The sequence below is a fragment of the Prevotella sp. 20925_1_30 genome (genome assembly GCF_041433025.1).
Lineage (GTDB): Bacteria > Bacteroidota > Bacteroidia > Bacteroidales > Bacteroidaceae > Prevotella > Prevotella vespertina.
Map to the genome: position 1 here is coordinate 1 of NZ_JAPWAR010000004.1, position 21,194 is coordinate 21,194.

The 21,194-nt window shown below is 42.2% G+C and carries 18 protein-coding genes and 1 pseudogene; 5 read left to right on the forward strand and 14 right to left on the reverse strand.

Translation table 11 applies throughout. The features are described 5' to 3' along the window. Positions 1-165 precede the first annotated feature (165 nt). Positions 166-825 (reverse strand): hypothetical protein, encoded by a 660-nt coding sequence (locus tag O3603_RS02690; RefSeq protein ID WP_371520323.1) that lies wholly within the window; start codon positions 823-825, stop codon positions 166-168. Positions 826-1,165: 340 nt separating this feature from the next. Here O3603_RS02690 and O3603_RS02695 point away from each other — a divergent pair. Both O3603_RS02695 and O3603_RS02700 read left to right on the forward strand, forming a co-directional pair. Continuing rightward, positions 1,166-1,953: pseudogene (locus O3603_RS02695) on the forward strand (class I SAM-dependent methyltransferase). 270 nt (positions 1,954-2,223) lie between these two features. Continuing rightward, entirely contained in the window at positions 2,224-2,877 is a 654-nt protein-coding gene (locus O3603_RS02700) for a response regulator transcription factor (protein WP_371520326.1), read from the forward strand. A gap of 6 nt (positions 2,878-2,883) precedes the next feature. On the opposite strand, the gene O3603_RS02705 is transcribed toward O3603_RS02700, so the two are convergent. After that, entirely contained in the window at positions 2,884-3,795 is a 912-nt protein-coding gene (locus O3603_RS02705) for a DMT family transporter (RefSeq protein WP_371520329.1), read from the reverse strand. Between the two features lie 367 nt (positions 3,796-4,162). Here O3603_RS02705 and dnaG point away from each other — a divergent pair, with 367 nt between their 5' ends. From dnaG to cls, 3 genes are read left to right on the forward strand one after another with little or no spacing between them, the layout of a single operon-like run. Then, entirely contained in the window at positions 4,163-6,100 is a 1,938-nt protein-coding gene (gene dnaG / locus O3603_RS02710; RefSeq protein WP_314866483.1) for a DNA primase, read from the forward strand. Beyond that, positions 6,097-7,794, forward strand: coding sequence for a hypothetical protein (locus tag O3603_RS02715; protein ID WP_371520333.1), 1,698 nt, complete (start codon positions 6,097-6,099; stop codon positions 7,792-7,794). The genes dnaG and O3603_RS02715 overlap by 4 nt, the downstream gene beginning before the upstream one ends. 60 nt (positions 7,795-7,854) lie before the next feature. After that, the gene (gene cls / locus O3603_RS02720) at positions 7,855-9,276 is read left to right on the forward strand and encodes a cardiolipin synthase (protein ID WP_371520336.1); all 1,422 of its coding nucleotides are present in this window, start codon (positions 7,855-7,857) and stop codon (positions 9,274-9,276) included. A 632-nt stretch (positions 9,277-9,908) separates the two neighbouring features. Here cls and O3603_RS02725 read toward each other — a convergent pair. The 12 genes from O3603_RS02725 to pyrB all read right to left on the reverse strand — a co-directional run bounded on the left by O3603_RS02725 (position 9,909) and on the right by pyrB (position 21,082). Beyond that, positions 9,909-11,384, reverse strand: a complete 1,476-nt coding sequence (locus O3603_RS02725; RefSeq protein ID WP_371520339.1) for a glycoside hydrolase family 125 protein — start codon at positions 11,382-11,384, stop codon at positions 9,909-9,911. A gap of 19 nt (positions 11,385-11,403) precedes the next feature. Next, the gene (locus O3603_RS02730) at positions 11,404-12,501 is read right to left on the reverse strand and encodes a DegT/DnrJ/EryC1/StrS family aminotransferase (RefSeq protein ID WP_371520342.1); all 1,098 of its coding nucleotides are present in this window, start codon (positions 12,499-12,501) and stop codon (positions 11,404-11,406) included. A gap of 24 nt (positions 12,502-12,525) precedes the next feature. Next, positions 12,526-13,512 (reverse strand): GNAT family N-acetyltransferase, encoded by a 987-nt coding sequence (locus O3603_RS02735; protein ID WP_371520345.1) that lies wholly within the window; start codon positions 13,510-13,512, stop codon positions 12,526-12,528. 46 nt (positions 13,513-13,558) lie between these two features. After that, the gene (locus tag O3603_RS02740) at positions 13,559-13,978 is read right to left on the reverse strand and encodes an FdtA/QdtA family cupin domain-containing protein (RefSeq protein ID WP_314571964.1); all 420 of its coding nucleotides are present in this window, start codon (positions 13,976-13,978) and stop codon (positions 13,559-13,561) included. A 25-nt stretch (positions 13,979-14,003) separates the two neighbouring features. Further along, the gene (purT, locus tag O3603_RS02745; RefSeq protein ID WP_371520348.1) at positions 14,004-15,188 is read right to left on the reverse strand and encodes a formate-dependent phosphoribosylglycinamide formyltransferase; all 1,185 of its coding nucleotides are present in this window, start codon (positions 15,186-15,188) and stop codon (positions 14,004-14,006) included. Between the two features lie 85 nt (positions 15,189-15,273). Next, positions 15,274-16,428 (reverse strand): dTDP-glucose 4,6-dehydratase, encoded by a 1,155-nt coding sequence (gene rfbB / locus O3603_RS02750; RefSeq protein ID WP_371520351.1) that lies wholly within the window; start codon positions 16,426-16,428, stop codon positions 15,274-15,276. Between the two features lie 11 nt (positions 16,429-16,439). After that, positions 16,440-16,955 carry a metallophosphoesterase gene (locus O3603_RS02755; protein ID WP_009435866.1) on the reverse strand — a complete coding sequence of 172 codons (516 nt, stop codon included), beginning with the start codon at positions 16,953-16,955 and terminating at the stop codon, positions 16,440-16,442. Beyond that, on the reverse strand, positions 16,952-17,569 hold the full coding sequence (locus O3603_RS02760) for an AAA family ATPase (protein WP_371520354.1): 618 nt from the start codon (positions 17,567-17,569) through the stop codon (positions 16,952-16,954). Before O3603_RS02760 ends, O3603_RS02755 begins: the two co-directional genes overlap by 4 nt. Positions 17,570-17,605: 36 nt before the next feature. Further along, positions 17,606-18,958: an MATE family efflux transporter gene (locus O3603_RS02765; protein ID WP_371520357.1), complete on the reverse strand. Its 1,353-nt coding sequence runs from the start codon at positions 18,956-18,958 to the stop codon at positions 17,606-17,608. 253 nt (positions 18,959-19,211) lie between these two features. After that, positions 19,212-19,667 (reverse strand): aspartate carbamoyltransferase regulatory subunit, encoded by a 456-nt coding sequence (gene pyrI / locus O3603_RS02770; protein WP_009435959.1) that lies wholly within the window; start codon positions 19,665-19,667, stop codon positions 19,212-19,214. Positions 19,668-19,680: 13 nt separating this feature from the next. Beyond that, on the reverse strand, positions 19,681-20,100 hold the full coding sequence (locus O3603_RS02775; RefSeq protein ID WP_311453117.1) for a hypothetical protein: 420 nt from the start codon (positions 20,098-20,100) through the stop codon (positions 19,681-19,683). Between the two features lie 34 nt (positions 20,101-20,134). Beyond that, positions 20,135-21,082, reverse strand: coding sequence for an aspartate carbamoyltransferase (pyrB, locus tag O3603_RS02780; RefSeq protein ID WP_009435814.1), 948 nt, complete (start codon positions 21,080-21,082; stop codon positions 20,135-20,137). Positions 21,083-21,194: the final 112 nt, after the last annotated feature.

Sequence of the window (21,194 nt, forward strand, 5' to 3'; positions counted from 1 at the left end):
AAGACCGTACTCGACCTGCTCGTGGACAGAGTGCCGATTGCCCGTTGGTTTAAGGAGCAGTGGGAGAAATTCAGACATTTGTCCGTCCATTCCTCCCAAGAGAACAGGAGCAAGGGAGTGAGGCTGTAACCGTGCCTCCGCATGCTCCACTTCCTTTCCTGCATCTCACTCCATGACTTTCTCAGGCAAGGTTGCTTCCTTATAAGTCATTTCCGCCATGATATGCTCTTCCATGTCGTGTTCGTCAAGAAAGACGGGACAGATGAATTTCTCTTCATTCGGAAGAAGTCCGAGCCTGCCTAATCTCCCGAGTTTTTCCAAAGCCTCTTTCTTGTTTTTCCCTGTCAAGGTGAAATCACGGACAATTCCCTGTTTCTTGCTTTGCAGGCGCAAGTTCGTCGGAACGCCGTCTTTCATGACAATCTCATATACGCCCGAGAGAACGGCAGGACTGACATACCGATAGAGAGTGGGCTTGTAACGGCACAGATAAAAAGAATGCGCTGCGTTCTGGACAAGGAAAAGTCCCGAAACTCCGCTTCCTATTGACCATACAGGGTCTGAGCCTTCGTGAATTTCCAGTAACAGATAAGGCGGGAGGACTTTAACGGTCAGTTGCTGTCTTTCCTTTGTGAGGTTGTCGGTCAGTGAGACCTGAAATTCTCCCACTTGCAGGGCTTGGATTGAAAGAACACCTACATGCCCTGCCTGTTCGGGAGTTCTCGCATAGGCAATTCTAGCATAGTCCTTAAACGCATTGGAATTGCTTATCTGCAAGTCTCCACTGCCACTCGTGATGAACACACGGAGCGTAGAGCCTTGCATGATTTCCCTATAAGGTTTATCCAATTGAAAAGAAGATTTCCTGTCCTCGTCTTGGGGATTGGAACAGGACGCGCATGCCAGCAGGAATGCCAAGAACAATAAAACAAAACAAGTTTTACGGTGTGCCATATTTACATCTTTTTTAGTCGTACCTCGCAAATATACGAATTTTCCCGCCATTCCGCAAACGAAAGAGCGGAAACTTTGGGTTGCACTCGTCCATATCGCATTGCCATATAATCATTTATAGGTATTTTTCATGGTAACGAATGAAACATGCGGTCTTATTCCATGATTATTGCTACCTTTGTCGTTGAAACCATAACACCCCTAAAATAAGATGCAGTCAAGACAACTTAACCGAAGACAGTATTTCAACGAACTCGCAACCACAAGCGAGAAGTATTTCATTCCTTACATCAAGCGGTACAGGCAGGTAGGGAAAGGCACGAAAGTGTTGGAGATAGGCTGCGGGGACGGTGGAAACCTCCTGCCTTTCTCACGCATGGGCTGCGATGTAGTGGGCGTGGATATGGCAGAGGGACGGATAAGGGACGCAAGGAAGTTTTTCCAAGAGAACGGAGCAAAAGGGCGTTTCATCGCCTCCGATGTGTTCCTGTTGAAGGAACTCAGGCATCAGTTCGACCTGATTGTCTGCCATGATGTGATAGAGCATATCGACGACAAGGAGGAATTTATGCACAAGTGTAAACAGTTGTTAAAAACCCGGGGGGGGTAATTTTCATGTCCTTTCCTGCTTGGCAGATGCCTTTCGGTGGGCATCAGCAGATATGCCGAAGCCGCTTCCTCTCGCACCTGCCTTTCTTTCACCTGCTTCCGACGAGATTGTATGAGCGGATATTGAGGGCTCGGAAGGAAGACGAGGGATGCGTCAGAGAACTGTTGAACATCAAGAAGACCAAATGCCCGATAGAGTTGTTTGAGAGGACGATGAGAAAGGAAGGCTTTGAAGCCATTGACAGGACTTTCTATTTCATCAATCCGCATTACGAGGTGAAATTCCACCTGCGTCCCCGAAGGCTGTACGCCGTGATAGGGGCAATTCCATATATCCGCAATTTCTTCACAACATCGTGTTTCTACTTCTTGAAATCGGCAGGGGAATAATTTTTTCCTTGCCTTGAAAAAATAAAGCAAAGAGTAGAATTGTTCGGGAATAATCATTATCTTTGTCGGAGATAAAGAGTTCTTTGCAAGCAAAACAAAGCAGTACACAGCAAATGGAACGGTTGCCAAATCGTTACCCCAAAATCAGCCAATCGCACAAGGTGCCCTTGTATAAAGGATTGTCGCTATTCTATCCAAAGTTACAGAAAATTTCTCGATTAATCAACTTTTTTATATACTTTTGCAAGGGTGTTTTGAGAATGAATTCACATGGAGAAAACAAACAATATCATTGTTGCGGATAATCAAGCTATAACGCATGCAGGAATACTTTACATTCTTTCTGACATGGGTTTCGCATCGACAATATCAGTTAGAACAAAGACAGAACTTATGCTTCAGTTGAAGCAAAAACCATATTCTATTGTTATACTGGACTATACGTTGTTTGATTTCGATAGTGAGTCTGACTTGCAAAACATCGTTCAACGCTATCCAAAAGCATATTTTATCTTATGGAGCGAGGACTTAAGTGTGAATTTCATACGCACTTTAATAAACAATGACAATCGAATAAGTATATTGTTGAAGGACGCTAAACTCTCGGAGATAAAACAATGTATTGAATATAATCTACAGGGTAATCGATACCTCTGCCAACACGCAGCTAACATACTGCTGGCACCTATTTCAACACCAGAAAAGGAGAGTATCAAACTTACAAAGACGGAGATTGAAGTATTGAAAGATATTGCTCTAGGAATGACAACACGGGAGATTGCTGAAAAGCGTATCTCTTCCTTCCATACAATCAACACTCATCGGAAGAATATCTTTCGCAAGATTGGCGTCAACAATGTGCACGAAGCCACCCGTTATGCTATGCGTACAGGGCTAGTGGATGCGGCAGAGTATTATATTTAAAACCTACTAACTCTTATTGATAATGTAGATTCCTGCTGCTGCTAAAAAGCCTGCCATAATATATTTCAAATAGAAAGTTTCATTAAGACATAGGCATGAGGTGACAGCCCCAACAACGGGTATTAACGAGTTATAAATAGCTACTTTCCCCACTGGATTGCATGTTAGAAGTTTGTTATAAAGCGTGAATCCCAGTGTACTAATAGCTATAAGAAGTAAGAGATAGAGCCCTCCTAATGTGGAGACATTCGGCAAAGTCGCTCCCATGAACAAGCCTGGAATAATCAGCAAAGTGCCACCGATTGCCAAACTATAGCCTGTCCCAACAAACACATCCACCCTTTTTCCTAATCCACGTATCATCAATGAGGCTGAAGCACCACACAGGGCGTTGAGGATAATCATACCATCTCCCAACCAAGTGAAGCTCCCGCTGTCAGCACCTCCTAAGTTTAACGATAAGATACCAGCGAAACCTAGGACACAACCCATTATCTTCTTTAGGGTCATGTGGTCACTTTTAAAGAAGAGACAAGCGAAGATTACAACAGAGAAAACGCTCAATGAGTTTAAAATAGCAGCCCTTGAGCCTTCACTATGGGATAATCCAAAGTAAAAGAAAGCGTAATGTAAGGTTGTATTCAATAAGCAGAAGACCAGGAGATACCACCAGTCTGCGGGCTTTCTAACCGCAAAGTTGCGCTTCTTTCCACCTGCTATTGCCAAGATGATAAGCCCTGACAAACAAAAACGAATGCCTGCAAAGAGCATCTTCGAACCTGTCATTTCGGGGGAAATAGCGAACTCTTGCATGCCTAACTTTATTAAGGGATAGGCCCAACCCCACGCTATTGCAGCTGTTAATGCAAATATCGTTACCCAAACGGGACGCTGAAATATACTCGTTGTATTTGTCATCTCTTACCTTAAACTTTATCTATTCAATGCTATGTGAAACTCTTTTCGCCTACAAAGGTACATCGTTTTTTTCAAAGATTAGGCTTTTCGCCATTTAAAGAGGGCGTTTCTTTGTTGTAAAGAGAGCCTTTCTTCACCTTCAAGAGAGCCTCTCTTTCATGCCAAGAGAGGCTCTCGTCTTTTTCAACAGACCATATTATTTGACAGAAACACATAACTACACCTTACCACGCAACAATCCTTTAGTTCCCAACCATTGCATGGCAAGCTGAAAACAAGGCTTTTTCTCCATCATAGCAAATAGATTATCACCTTTTTTAATCAGCTTCTTTGCCATGTCAAAGGTTTGTACTATCTTTGTAAAATAATGATAGATAGACCAACAGTAGATCGAATAATGGATGCTACGAATATCGTTGAGGTAGTCAGCGATTTCGTATCTCTTCGCAAGGCAGGAACCAGCTTTAAAGGGTTATGTCCATTCCATGACGACCGCACCCCATCGTTTTCTGTAAGTCCCGTAAAGGGTGTTTACAAGTGTTTCGCGTGTGGGGCGGCAGGCAATGCGGTGAAGTTTATCATGGAGCATGAGCAGATGACTTATGTAGAAGCACTCAAGTGGCTTGCGAATAAATACCATATTGAAGTACACGAACGCGAATTGTCGCAAGAAGAAAAGCAACAGGAGAGCGAGCGCGAATCGATGTTTCTGGTGAACGAGTGGGCTGCAAAGTATTTTGAAAACATCCTTCACCATGACGTGGATGGTACTGCTATAGGCTTACAGTACTTTCGTAGCCGTGGTTTCAGGGATGACATCATCCGCAAATTCCACCTTGGTTTCTGTCTCTCAGGGCGCACAGCCTTCGCAGAAGCAGCCTTGAAAGCTGGTTATAAACGTGAGTTTCTTGTAAAGACAGGACTATGCTTTGAACGAGAGAATGGCGATTTGATTGATAGATTCAATGGACGTGTGATGTTCCCGTGGGTTAGTGTGAGTGGAAAAATAACCGCTTTTGGTGGTAGACTATTGGATGAACGCACCAAGGGAGTGGCTCAGAAGTATGTAAACTCGCCCGATAGCATTATATATCACAAGGAGCGTGAGCTTTACGGGATATTCCAATCGAAGAAAGCAATAGCCAAACACGACCTTGTCTACATGGTGGAAGGATACACGGATGTGCTTTCTATGCACCAATCAGGCATTGAGAACGTTGTAGCTAACAGTGGTACAGCATTGTCGGTGTACCAGATTCGTATGTTACACCGCTTCACTTCGAACATAGTTCTGCTCTATGATGGTGATGCCGCAGGGCAACATGCAGCCCTGCGAGGTACTGATATGTTGCTTGCTGAGCGTATGAATGTGAAGGTTCTACTGCTTCCTGATGGTAAAGACCCCGATGAGTTCGCCCGAACTCATAGTGCGGAGGCATTCAGACAATATGTTGAAGAGAATCAAACAGACTTCATTGTCTTTAAAATCAACCTCTTGCTCAATGGCGTTACCGACCCTATTAAACGTTCGGAAGCCATCAGCTCCATCGTTCAGAGTATATCGGTTATCAAAGACCCAATACTCCGTGACACTTATATTCGTGAGTGTTCCAATCGTACGGGAGTAGCTGAACGCACCTTAATGGAGCAGATGAACCGCAATATTCATCAGTATCGTGAACAGCAGACACGCGAACAGCAATTCCAAAAGGAGGCTGCTTTAAGAGAAGGACGAGGCGTTGAACAGCCAGCAGCAAGTACAATTCTACAGGTATCGAAAGTGGAGAGAATCATCATGCAAACCCTCGTTAAAGATGGTGATAAGGTCATTCTGCGTGATATAAAGGATGAGTCTACAGGGCAATTACTCAATATTACAGTGGCTCAATACATAGCTTATACACTCATGGAAAATGGTCTTTCGCTGACCAATCCATTGTATATAAAGATGCTGCAAGAGGCTGTTGACCATAGTGCAGACCCTCAATTCAAATCCGAAGAATACTTTACTCAACATGCCGATATCGACATTGCCAATGAAGCCGTACGCCTAAGTGTCGACCGATTCCAGCTCTCTGAGAGTCTAAAAGTTAAGGAGACGGAACACAGTCTACGTGATCGTGTATTACACATCATGACTGATTACCTACTAGACTACTACGACTCACATCTCAAAGAACTTGTTGCAAGGATGAAGCAAACCAAAGATACGGACGAGATGATGAGTATGTTGAAGGAAATTAACGCTATGCAGAACAAGAGGAACATCCTCGCTAAACGATTAGGAAGTGACATTTTGATATGATTGAGAAGATAAAACGACTCTTTACACAGCCTCTCTCACTGGGAGATATTACCTCCGATACCAACAAACAGATGGTGACTAAGGCGCTCAAGGAGCTTAATTGTGAGGTAGAATGGACTCAAGAAAAGTCTGGAGTGCGGTTCGTTCAGTACGACTTCCAGCGGGGGCACTTCGGAATCCACCTCTTCCCGGGTACGAAGATGATAGAGTTAACCTATCTCTATATCGCTGATACAGATTTAGCTAACGTACATCTTGTTCGCCAACTGTGTAATGAGATGAACATAAACTCTGATGGTCCGCGCTTCTGTTACACGCTGAATGAAGCGAAGAACAAGGTTGATATTCATCTATTCTTCGACCTTCTCTTAGACAGCGATCGTGCGAAAGATATTCTATCAACGGCTATGTCGAATCTATTTGGGAGTCAGAACGCTTTCTGCCAACGCCTTGATACGGTGGAAAAGGAGGCTAAAGAGAATGAAACAGACGACTTGGAAGCTGCAAAAAGCGATGTGGAGAGAAGCTGTTACATGATTCGTGAACAAGAGCTAACGCATCAGAAGATTGCACCGGGATGGCGACAGAATGATAATAAACCTGCTTCTCTAACGCAGTGGATGGATGTCGCCTTTGGCATGGCAAACTTTGTTCCGTCTGAATTAACCATTGTCACGAATGAAATTAATCGACTAGCTGACCGACAGGCGATCGAAGTGTTCGACCTCTCCACACCGCTGATTGAAGGTGGAAAGTTCGTGCGACAACATGCGATGTTAGACCTGATTTTCTTCCTTCCATCGGCTCCTGACACCCGACAACGCATGACTATCAGCTTGCAACAAGTAGGGAAAGCGAAGGACATATTATATTACAGGATTACAGGAACGCTGCTCCCACTGCCAGCAACGCCCTCTCGTTCATTGTCATCTGTCGAAACCAACGTTCGCATGGGGAGTGCTCTTATAGCTTACGACTTGCGTACTGACAAGCAACTCAACGATGAGTTCATCTACACATGGAAAGAGGCTCAAAGCAAACTTGCCAATAGTCAGGAGGGAGAACTTACTGATGAAGAATGCTTACTGGCTACTGTTCTGTTGCAACCAGTGGCTTCTTATCTCTATCGAGGGCGTCGGCTCTATCTTCAAAAGCGTTACGTGGAGGCGATACCACACTTGTTTAATGCGTTCTATCGGCTCTTTTACGACTTTAAAACGCTGAATAACAGTGCCAAAGAGACGTTCCTTGAAATCTGTTTCATGCTCGGTTCCTGTCACATGGAGATGCTGCAATATGACAGGGCGTTCTTCTTTCTATCGTTCACAGTGGGTCGGAATAGCATAAGATACGCCGAGACGTATATCAACTGCTTAGTGAATATGAATGATTTTCGTGCTCTTGCGACTATTGAGGATATGCTGAATGATGTGTATAACAGCCTCCGTGACATCGAAGATGACCAAGTGGAAGAGCCCTTGCAGGACTTTCGTCGCTTCTTATTACGCCGTAAGTCATATGTTCTCATTGGTCTGCAACGACTCAATGAGGCTGAAAAACTACTGCGAGAGATGCTGAAGAATCAAGAAGATATGGAATACGCGAAGCAGGAACTGGCATATATTCAATACTTGCGAACTGCTAACCAGAATGAAAAAAAGGCATCTGACACATCGCAGGGAGCACCTATATAATAAGGTGAAAAATAACGTTAAGAGGCGAAACAATGCTGAATACAAAAAGATAATACAGCGATGATTTACGTACATTGGCTCTTCCTTGTAGTATATAGCATTATCATCATCATCACAATGGTGCGAGTGCTAATGGATAACCGACAGCCTGCCAAGACTATGGCATGGATGTTGGTGCTGATGTTCATACCCTTTTTAGGAATCATCCTGTATATCTTCTTTGGACAGAATACACGCAAGGAACGCAAGATATGGCAGCAGAGTCTTGACCAGTTAACGAAGCGTTCTATGCTGGAGTTTGTCGAACAAAAGGACTTCAATATACCTGAAGAATACCGCACAATAAGCAATCTCTTCATGAATCAAAACCTCGCTTTGCCTTTTAAGAACAATGAGGTTGAGATTTACACAAGCGGTTATGACTTCTTTCCGTCACTACTGATGGAGATTGGAAAAGCCGAACATCACATTCATATTGATACCTTTATCATCTCCGACGACCCGCTCGGAAGGCTCATTGCTGATGCCCTTATCGACAAAGCGAGACAAGGAATTGAGGTGCGACTCATCTATGATGATGTAGGCTCATGGCGCACACCTAATAGTTTCTTCACGCGTATGCGAAACGAAGGAATTGAGGTTTACGCCTTTATGCCAGTGCGTTTTCCAGCTTTCACAAGTAGAGTAAATTATCGAAACCATCGTAAGATATGCGTCATTGATGGGGAGGTTGGCTTTATTGGAGGTATGAATATTGCACGACGATACGCCCAAGGAACACCGAAACAGTCATGGCGTGATACACATGTGAAGCTCACGGGGGCTGCTGTCTATGGTTTGCAACGTGCCTTTCTAGTAGATTGGTACTTCGTATCAAAGGTGCTCATCACTGAAAGGAGCTATTATCCAGAGATTATTATAGGGCAGAATAATAGTTTGGTACAGGTGGTTACGAGTAGTCCAACAAGTCTTTGGCCAGAGATAGAACAAGGATATGTACGTATCCTAACCAATGCGAAGCATTATGTCTACATGGAGACGCCTTACTTCCTACCAACAGATCCCATTCTTTTTGCTATGCGTGTGGCAGCGTTGTCGGGCGTTGATGTACGCTTGATGATACCTTATGAGACTGATACTAAGGTTGTGGAATGGGCTTCAAGGTCGTATGTTATAGAGGCATCAAGGGCTGGTGTGAAGATACTTCTCTATCGGAAGGGCTTCAATCATTCGAAACTTCTAGTCTCAGATGACGCTATGGCGACCATAGGGTCTACCAATGTCGACTTCAGGAGCTTTGAGAATGACTTTGAGGCAAACGCTTTCTTCTATGATAAGAAGATTGCCCTGCAAGTGAAAGAGGTTTTCTTAGCGGATCAAAAGGATAGCATTGATCTAGATGATGTGCGCCGTTTTATCAAAAAACCATTCTTACAACGATTGTGGGAGTCGTTTGTTCGCTTACTTAGTCCATTGTTGTAAAGTTCTTATCCATCGTTTTTATCTTCCTTGATAAGACCTTACTCAACTATTCCTCGAGGTAGTATCGCTTCTCAGAATAGCTTTCTTATAGAACTAGATGAGGTTGATGAAATACGAACTAAGCTCCCATTGAAACCAATAAGAAGATTACTTCAAACAGAATCTATCATAAACTCAGATTGAGACACAATGATTGTTGAATAGAAGGAGAGGCTCTTCTTAATACAAAGAGAGGCTCTCTTTGCAGCAAGAAAAGGCTCTTCTTCTTTTGAAAAGAGCCTCTCTTTCAGCCCCAAAAATAATCCCCTGCGCAATACGGAGAGCCTGTTACTCGGTAAAGCCATGGTTTTCAACAACTTAAAAAATAGATGAGGACTAATGCTAATAGCAGTTATCAGCAAAAGAGAACAATGTTTGTAAGGTGTGAAAATACGCCAAGCAGCATAAGAGTTCATAGAATAAAAAAGTCCCAGACGAATGGTCTGGGACTAAAGATTAGCTGTCTCACGACAACTAATCTTCTAACCTTAATAATCTAATACCATGAAAAACACGTTGCAAAGATATGCTTAATTCACAATCATTCCAAACTTTTTTAGTTAAATAAAGCAAACTTATTGATGTTTAGAGTATTATTCTTTAATACTATTCAACAAGCCTAACTTTCCTTCATTTACTAGCTTGATAATGAGCTCACCAAATAGTGTGTTCTGCCAAGCAAACCACTCTCTGGTGTAGTTATTAGCATCATCTTTGTTAAAACTTTCGTGCATGAAGCCTGTACCAGCGTCCGTATTCATCAACATCTCTATGCTTTCTTTTATCTCTTTATCGTCTTTTGAAGTGAAAGCACGCATCATGATGGACATTGGCCACACCATTTCATAACCGATGTGAGGTCCTCCAATACCCTCTCCAGCCTTTCCACGGAAGAAATAAGGGTTGTCCTCACTCCAAACGAAACGGCGAGTATTCTGATAGATAGGGTCGTCCTGGCTTACATCTCCTAGGTAAGCCATGGCAAGCAAACTAGGTACGTTAGCGTCATCCATCAGTAGATGATTACCGAAACCATCCACTTCATAAGCGTAAATCTTGCCATACTTGGGGTGATCATACACCGCATACTTCTTCAAAGCTTCGCTAACTTCATCAGCCAAAGCCGTACACTCCTTTGCAAGACCAGCCTCTTTATTCACCTTCAATAGGATTTCTGCAGCCTTACGAAGCGATGACACCGCCATAAAGTTCGATGGAATGAGGAAGAGAAAGGTTGTTGCATCGTCCGACGGACGGAAGGCTGAGGCGATCAAACCCACTGGCTTCACTGGAGCACCCCATCCCGCATTGTTCATAGTGTCCAATGCTCTATCGGTAACACGCAAGAACTTATAGCTGCCGCGGCCTTCTTTCTTCTGTTGTTCACGGAATGTCTTGAGGATATTCTCTACTGCCTTTACCCATTCGGAACCAAAGACACTGGTGTCACCAGTGGTTTTCCAGTATTCAAAAGCAAGTCGGATAGGGTAGCAAAGAGAATCTATTTCATACTTTCTCTCGTGTAGTTCTGGCTTCATAGCCGTTTCGTCACTCATCCAAGGGCCTTTCGAATCAGGAACCTGATTGAAGGCATTGGCGTAAGGATCGATGTTTATGCACTTCATCTGGCGGTTGATAACACCTGCCAACATCCTTCGTAGCTTCTTATCTTTGCCTGCCAGTTGCACATAAGGCCATACTTGAGCCCCCGAGTCACGCAACCACATGGCGGCAATGTCGCCTGTGTAGACGAAAGTATCAGGTGTTCCGTCAGCTTCTTCAGTGTAGTGTACAGTCGTATCGAGCGTGTTTGGGAAGCAATTCTCAAACATCCATGCCAATCGTTTATTAGTTAGTTTACTCACAATAAGCCTTATCTCTCTCTCAACAGCATCCGATTTAAAAAGTCGGTCAGCCTCTTTAGGACGCTTAGAAACAAGTGTTACAGCATCAGTCGGGCATGTAAGATGACTGACCGAAGCCTTTTCTGTATTTAAGGCGTTGGCAGACTGCGTATGAAATGCAATGAGTGTGAGGCATACTGAGGCGATAAAGATTTTCTTATTCATACATGTTTAAATTAGGTTTCTATTGATATTCATTTATGTAATCGATAATCTCCTGACATTGATCATCGCTCATTGTTGGGTTACAAGGGAGGGAGAGTTCTTGCTGATGTATGCTTTCTGTGATGGGATAAGAGAGCCTATTCCATTCGGCATAAGCCTTTTGTTGATGTGGTGGGATAGGGTAGTGAATCATTGTTGACACCCCTTTATCGTTCAAGTAACACTTTAATCTATCACGGGAGGGGCATAAGACAGGGAATATATGATACACATTATCACGGTCGCCATCGGTAGTCATTGTGATTAGTGGGTTCTTAATACCTTGTTGATAAGTTTTGGCTATCTCCTTCCGTCGTGCATTTTCTTGATCAAGGTAACGGAGTTTCACATCTAAGACAGCTGCTTGAATCTCGTCCATACGGCTATTTACACCCTTAAAAGAGAACTCATATTTACGTGCCGAGCCATAGTTGGCAATACTACGGATGGTCTCTGCCAGTGTAGCATCATCTGTTGTCACGGCACCAGCATCACCTAATGCACCGAGATTCTTACCTGGGTAGAAACTATGAGCAGCTGCGTTTCCCAACGAGCCAGTGCGTTTCTTGCCATAAAAACAGCCATGAGCCTGTGCGTTGTCTTCGATGAGAAGGAGGTTATGGAGCGCACATAACTCGCCAATCAGCGGTGTATAAGCACATCGCCCATAGAGGTGCACGAGCATGATAGCCCTTGTCTTCGATGTTACGGCAGCTTCGATGAGTTGGTCGTCAAGCTCCAGTGTATTAATATTAGGCTCTACTAAGACGGGAGTCAAATTGTTTTCTGTAATGGCAAGGATAGTTGCAATGTAGGTATTAGCGGGTACGATGATTTCATCTCCAGCCTTCAACCGACCTAACTCCATGTAGGCTCGAAGGATGAGAGATAGCGCATCAAGTCCATTCCCGCATGTTACGCAGTGTTCCGAACCAATGAATTTAGCGTAATCAGCCTCAAATTGCTTTGTTTCCTGCCCTTGTAAATACCAACCAGAACGCACAACACGTTCCACAGCGTTAGTAATTTCATCACTGTGAAGGGCTGTTATATCCTTGAGAGAAAGGTAGTTAATCATTTTTCTAACCAGTTAATTATATCCTTACTTACCCTTGCTTACTGGATTATTCAGCTTGTCCATGGGCATAACATCCCACTCATAGCTATCGTAACAAACACCCCGTCCACCAAAGCCTTCCTTTTGAAAAATGAGAGGAGCATTGAGTTTCCGCCCATTCTCTTCGGTGCTTTTACCAAAGTCAAAGTATCCTTGCCGGTCAGCATACACCTTATTAATAAGATAATCGAACAGAAGATCAAGTGATCCTAGGCTCTTTCCCTCTGGAGAAGCAGATATATATTGTGTGTGAATGACTTGCGGTGTCTCAAAGATGAGAGTTCCTCCAGTTGGATTACCAACCTTATTAAATGCCATGAAGAGGCGAATAGACTTAGGAAAACGGCTCTTTAGCAATTTAAGTTCAGCTAGAGAATGAACAGGATGAGTATTATATTTATTTGAAAGATTATCGTTTAATATTCTCCAAAAGGCTTCCATGTCCTTGCTTTCAGCAATGGTAAGTTCTGAATGAATGGCTTTTCGGATTCCACTCTTACGACTTTCCGTGAACTTTAGATGCTGGAGAAGAGGAATAGTTGTGGATATATCACGAATGGTTAGACGTGCTTTGCACACATTAAGAAGTGCGTATAAGTCTTCTTCAGCAGGATATTTGTGGTAAATCCATGGTATAGACTTGTACACTACATGCTTAAATCCTTGTTTGTTAAGATATTCGTTGATGGCAAGGAATACCTCACAGATATCCTCTGCACATACTTTTGTGTTTGTAAGAAGTCCCCCGTAGGTCAGTCCTTGGTGTGAGTAAAACGTTGTATCAATCTTATTGGCAGGCAAAAGGGCGTAGAGTCGTCCCTTCCGATAGACCATTAAGGAACTATCAAGGAATCTATCGGCATGGTAATCCATGTAAGAACGATTGAAAAGGAACGTTCCTTGCTTCGATCTCTGCACGAAGTTATCCCATTCAAGTACCTGTCCTATAGTATATTGCCTTACTTCAAACATACAGTATTAGGTGCGTCAATATTAGAATAAAAGCATTATTTCTAAACTACTTATGGCTTAAATAGTTTATAAATTCGTCATAGTTACGAATGTAATCAGCCTCATCAAAAGGGTCTTCAGCCAACACAAGGCACACAGCACCCGATGAGAAATCATCGAGCGTGCGCCATATATCAGTATCAACAAGCAGCCCTTGATAAGGATGATTCAGTAGGAAGGACTCCTTTCTGTGCCCATTATCAAGTGTAACAGTGAACGATCCACTTACAGCAATAATGAATTCACGACAGTGTTTATGTGCATGTCCACCTCGAGAAGTACCTGATGGAACATCATAAGTCCAATAAGCACGGGCAACATGGAAGGGTATGTCCTTCATACCTTGGGCTACGGTGAGGTTTCCACGAGGGTCAACAACCTTCTGCAATGATATTATCTTTCCTAATGAAAACTCGTTGTCATTCATTACTCAATATGTCATTATCTCCTTATTAATGCTTTTTCATATAAGGATCAGTGCCTAAAACGGTTGCTGCCACACGCTTCGTTTTATCACGCAATTCGTCCATATCGGTTCCAACCTCACCATAACAGAGAGCTACTCCCATACGTCTTCCAACATGAGCAATAGGCTTTCCGAAGATACGCAAGCGAGTTCTGTCTTCCTTACAAGCATCTAAAAGATTGTATGCTAGTGGTTTACCAGACTCAATTGGAGATAAGATGACAGCAGAACAACCTGCATGTTCAAGGTGAATAGCGGGTATCGGCAGTCCCATCACAGCCCGGAAATGAAGCTCGAACTCGCTGAAATTAGTGGTATGAGCCAATGTTACCATACCAGTATCATGTGGTCTTGGGGATAACTCGGAGAAGATTACCTCTCCTTGTTTGGTTAGAAAGAACTCAACTCCCCATATTCCATAACCTGTAAGAGCATTTGTTACCTCCTTAGCAATGTGTTCTGCCTGACGTAGAGCATCTTCAGAGATAGCATAAGGTTGCCAACTTTCACGATAATCGCCTCCCTTCTGTATATGACCGATAGGCGGACAGAAGAGAGTAGGACCATCTTTTTGAGTTACAGTGAGCAGTGTAAACTCGCTATCAAAGTCTATAAATTCTTCTATAATTACCTCTTTTACATCCCCACGAGCTCCTTCCATTGCATTCTTGAATGCTTCTTCAAGCTCTGCATCATTATGGACATAACTTTGTCCATGCCCACTTGAACTCATCAAAGGCTTTACTACACATGGAAAACCAATCTCGTCAGCAGCAGACTTGAACTCTTCATAAGTCTTAGCATAGAAGTATTTTGCAGTTCGCAGACCGAGTTCACGAGCAGCAAGGTCACGAATAGCACGCCTATTCATCGTGAAGTTGACTGCACGAGCAGATGGGGCAATCTGAATACCACGCTGTTCATAGTCAAACAAACGCTCTGTTCGGATTGCTTCTATCTCTGGAACGATGATGTCGGGATTATGGAAGTCGACAACAGCATCAAGTGACGTACCATCAAGCATATTGATTACTTCCGACTCATCAGCAACCTGCATAGCTGGGGCGTTATCGTAACTATCACATGCCACAACATACTGTCCTGCACGTTTGGCAGCAATAGCAAACTCCTTACCCAGCTCTCCTGAGCCTAATAACAAAATCTTTTTCATGTGTAGTTTAGGGGATTGTTAATTATAAAATAGGATGTCCTTATATATAATAAAGGTGTAAAGGGGAGTGCAAAATCGCACTCCATTACCTTCCTTTCTTAGTGTACATCATGTCATAATACTTCTGGTAATCACCAGAAGTAACCTCTTGTATCCAGTTCTGGTGTTCTAAGTTCCAACGAATAGTCTTCACAATACCATCAGCGAACATAGTTTCTGGATACCAGCCAAGCTCTTCCTTTATCTTTGTTGGATCTATGGCATAACGTGCATCATGCCCGAGACGATCTGGAACATGTGTTATCAAATCATTATTAATCCAACTGATATCAATGTCACCATTGGCATCCTTTACTTGTTTCTTTAGTATAGTACGTAGGTTCTTATCCTCAGCCATCATGTCATGAATGGTCTTGATAGTAAGTTTCACAATGTCGATATTCTTCATCTCATTGTGTCCACCAACGTTATAGACTTCTCCCTCACGTCCTTCACGTACCACCATATCTATTGCTTTACAATGATCTTCAACATAAAGCCAGTCTCTTACATTCAGTCCCTCACCATAAACAGGGAGTTTCTTGCCCTCAAGTATATTGTTGATAATTAATGGGATAAGCTTTTCAGGGAAGTGATAAGGACCATAATTGTTAGAACAACGCGTGATACTTACAGGCATGTGGTAAGTGTCACGATACGCCATTACAAAGTGATCAGCACTTGTCTTACTAGCAGAATAGGGACTATGAGGGCAAAGAGGAGTTTCCTCTGTGAAATATCCTTCGGCTCCGAGCGATCCATAAACCTCATCGGTTGATACTTGGTGATAACGTTTTCCTGTCTTCCAAGTAGGGTAACCCTGCTCGTCCTTACCAGTCACCCATGCTCGACGAGCTGCGTCCATGAGGTTCTGTGTACCAAGAATATTAACAGAAAGGAATAACTGTGGATCTTCAATAGAGCGGTCTACATGACTCTCTGCAGCAAAGTTCACAAGGTAATCAATATCATTCTCTGCAAAGAGATGATCAACTAATTCGCGGTCACGAATATCTCCTTTCACAAAAATACAACGCTTGTCATCAATGTCATCTTTGATTGTTCCAAGGTTTCCTGCATAAGTTAGTGCATCGAGAATTATCACCTTGATATCCTCATTAACATACTTCTTATGAAGCAGATACTTGATGTAATTTGCACCAATAAAGCCTGCTGCACCAGTTACAAGATAGGTCTTCATATTCAAAACTATTATTTGTTATACTTTAATTTATTATCACTTAATGTTATAACTTCACAATCGGTAAATCTATCCCCATCGATTGTTAGTCGAACTAATGTACGCTCTTTATGCCATCCACGCATACCAGCTGCACCTGGATTGATATGTAACATGTTAAGCGTCTTATCGAATTGTATCTTTAAAATATGTGAGTGTCCATCAACAAAGAGATTGGGTGGTGATGCATAAAGCATGCTCTGCACCGAACGATCATATCGACCAGGATAACCGCCAATATGCTTTAGTAAGACATCAATATCCTCACATTTAAAGCGGAGAATGTCGCGATAACGTGCTCGCATCTCATAGTCATCAATATTGCCACAGACGGCTCGGAAGATAGGTTTCATTGCTTCGAACTTGTCTGCAACCTCCATAGATCCAATGTCACCAGCATGCCATATCTCATCACACTCGCCTAGATAATACTCGTACTTATCGTCCCAGTAGCCATGAGTATCTGAGATTATACCTATCCGTTTCACGCCCTTTTCCTTATAAAATCGGCTATTACGTCTTTCGTTTCTTCCAATCCTAAGATGCTTGCATCTATACAAAGATCATAGCTTTCGGCATGTCCCCATGTCTTAGCAGTGTAATAGTTGTAATACTTAGCACGCTCACTTTCACCATTCTCAATGAGTTTGCGGGCTTCATCCTCCGTACATCCACGACGCTCACGGACATTAGCTATGCGAGTCTGCATAGATGATGTGATGAATACATTCACGCAGTTTGGATTATCACGAAGTATGTAATCTGCCGTTCTACCTACAAAAACGCAACGATCATTCTGCTTAGCAACCTCACGGATAGCATCACTCTGAAACTGGTAAAGGCTCTCTTGCGAGAAGTTACTCTTATAGAAGTCACTATCAGCTAATAGTGGGAAACGAATATTGAAATGCGTCTTCAAGAAACCTTTCTGCTCATCATTCTGTTCAAAGAACTTCTCTGAAAAGCCACTTTCTTTGGCTGCAAGGTTAAGTATCTCACGATCATAAAACTTACAATCGAACTCCTCTGACAGTAGTTTAGCTATAATTCGACCACCACTTCCTATCTGTCTACCGACGTTTATGATTAGCTTTTTTCCCATATTATAGATAGTTATTTACGAACCAATACATCACACTTAACTAGCTTGTCGTTTAATTCTACGTACAAAAATAAGCATGATAATGGCAGCAATGAAGGATGCTGTAAAGTCACTCGAAGGCAATGCTGCCCACACACCATTCAATCCGAAGAAGTGAGGAAGGGCTACAAGTAGAGGGAGAAGGAACAACAACTGGCGTGAAAGAGACAAGAAGATACTAATCTTCACCTTACCTATACACTGGAAGAAGTTGGTCACTACCATCTGATATCCTATGAATGGATACATCATCATATTGATTTGTATGGCTTTAATTGCCTGTTTTATTAATTCTGCATCGTTAGTAAACATACGTGCACAATAGTAGGGAGCCAAGTGTGCAATAAGCCATCCTATTACCATAATAGCTGTCGCTGCAAAGGCAGCATACTTCACAACACGCATGAGTCGGTCGGTTTGTTGCGAACCATAGTTATACCCCGCAATAGGTTGCATACCCTGGTTTAAACCTATAACAAACATCACGAAAATCATGGCAATACTATTAGCAATACCATAAGCACCCACAGCAATGTCACCTCCATATCGAACCAATTGGTTGTTGATGAATATGACCACAACACAAGCACATACATTCATTAAGAAAGGAGAGATACCTATTGAAATGATATTATTCACTAAGTTTCGCTTCAATCTATAGATTCCCTTCTTCAGATGTAACAGTTCCTTTTGATTGGAGAATAGTTTCATTTGCCAACAGAGTGCTAATGCTTGAGAGATGATAGTGGCTAATGCTGCACCCCTAATACCCCAATGCCACCACCATATAAAGATGATATCTAACAGGACATTCATTAGTACTGTGAAGATGGTTGCGGCCATTGCATGACGTGGCTTAGAGGCTGCACGCAATACAGCATTCATCCCGAAGTACATGTGTGAGATAACATTTCCTGCCAAAATAACCTGCATGAAACTACGTGCATAAGGAATTGTTGCATTGCTAGCACCAAAGAATCGAAGGATAGGATCTAGGAAGATAAGACAAAGAACACTAAAGGTAACACCAATAATTAGGTTCAACGTCACTGTGTTCCCTAAGATATTCTCGGCTGCAGCATAGTCTCTTTGACCAAGCTTCACACTAATAGCTGTGGATGCACCTATTCCAACACCTGCACCGAAAGCTGTCGCAAGGTTCATAAAAGGGAATGTAATGGCAAGCCCCGAGATAGCCATCGGACCTACCACTTGACCTATAAAAACTCGATCAATGATATTATAGAGAGAAGCTGCTGTCATAGCAACCATTGCTGGCAAGGCGTATTGTATCAATAACTTGCCAACAGGTTTCGTACCTAACTCTAACGTTGCTTTCTTATTATCCATTAGGACTTTATTGCATCTCTTTAAACCATTCCCTTTAAAAGAAATGAGTGATTCTTACTCGTGAAATAGTCGACATACATACATAAAAAAGGTATTTACAAGTCATTAAACAAGAATTACCTACCTTATTAATATATCAACTTCACTATGTTGCAAAAGTACGAAAAAAAACTGATATTCACCTTTTATCTCAAGTAAATATCAGTTTTATACATCCTTATAGATAATGTTTTACCTGATAAGGGATATGTTCTTAAACCAGTTCTACCTTATCCATATCTTGTTCTTTATCACAATAATGGCATTTAAGAATACCTCTTGCTTTATCAACAACATGGAAGATGGTGTCCATTGGTTCGTTATTTGTGATACATTTAGGGTTGTTGCATCTTACAATGCTCCGAAGCTCATCTGGTGTTTCCACCTTCTTCTTCTCTACCACTTCATAGTCCTTAATGATGTTCAACACCACGTTCGGTGCTACAACCGACAAACGGGAGATCTCGTCATCAGTGAAGAATTTATCACTAACTTTGATGATTCCCTTAGTGCCTACCATCTTCGATGAGAAGTTATAACCGATGGTAACAGGTGTAGAGAGCTTCTGGAGCTGTAACAAATTGACCACCTGAAAAGTCTTCTCAGATGGTATATGATCAATAACTGTGCCGTTCTCAATAGCGGCAACCAAACGTTCTTTCTTTGACATAATAGGTTCCTTCTTATTTTGCTTGCGTAACTTCAATACCATCAAAAATGTCTCCTGCAGTTACATGTATGAGAAGTTTACGAACTTTCCCACTTGTATTGGGTTTAATAATGATACGATATACATTCCCTTCTACCATAATATTGTACCAGTCATGCTCTATATGATGGAAGTTCTGAGACTCTAATCCTGCATAAATAACTGTATGCTCTGTTGAAACATTACTTAACCATGGCTTTTGATAGTTCTTACATCTCAATGTATAGGTACCTCCTTCAGCTGGAACAACAATACTCTTTGGATTACCAGGATAGTCAGCCTCCCACTTCATAGGTTCCCAATTGCCATCAAGCTCATTTTTACTGCAACTGACAAGAGTTGTGAAAAACCCAACTATCAGTGCCATTACCATTATTCTACCAACTTTATTCATAGACTTACAGATTGGTTTTTATCTCTATAAAAGTTTATTCTAATATCGTCTTATCGGCTTTCACCTCTTCTAACGATATACCTAGACAATGGCAAAAGATAGCTTCTCGAGCAAAAAGACCATTGCGTGCTTGCTGAATATAATACGCATGTTCACTATCATCAACATCGTATGCAATCTCATTCACACGTGGGAGAGGGTGCAAAATCTTCATATTTGGACGTGCTTGAGAGAGCATATCCCGACGGAGAATATAAACATTCTTCACCCGTTCATACTCCATCAAGTCAGAAAAACGCTCCTTTTGTACACGCGTCATATATAATATGTCAGCATGAGCTATTACATCAGGAGTAAACTCTTCATGCTCTTCAAAGCGGATACCATGCTCTTTGCAATAGAGTTTATACTCCTCAGGCATAGCTAATTCCTTTGGTGCAATGAAGTGGAAAGTAGGGTTGAAATGGCGCATTGCCATAATAAGTGAATGTACAGTACGCCCATATTTCAAGTCTCCAACAAGGTAGATATTGAGGTTCTCAAGCGTTCCCTGTGTCTGATAGATGGTGTATAAGTCCAATAAACATTGTGAGGGATGTTGGTGCGCACCATCTCCTGCATTAATAATAGGCACAGGTGCCACTTCAGAGGCATATTGTGCAGCTCCTTCAATATAATGTCGCATAACGATAGCATCCGCATAATTAGAAACCATGAGGATGGTATCTTTCAGCGTTTCACCCTTACTGACACTCGAAACCTTCGCATCGGTAAAGCCGATAACACGCGCTCCAAGGCGATTGGCAGCTGTTTCAAAACTAAGTCGGGTACGTGTTGAAGGTTCATAAAAAAGTGTTGCAACAACCTTACCTTTAAGTAATTCACGATTAGGATGAGCCTCAAATTCTTTCGCCATATCAATAAGATACAGCAGTTGTTGGCGATCCAATCCTTCGATATTCACAAAGTTCTGTCTTCCCATCTCTATCTTGTGATGATTTGATTGATTTCTGTTTGTAAAGGTAATGATTATTTTCTTTTCTTTCAAAGGGCTTGAATAGAAATACACACAGACGATAAAAAAAGTTTTAATT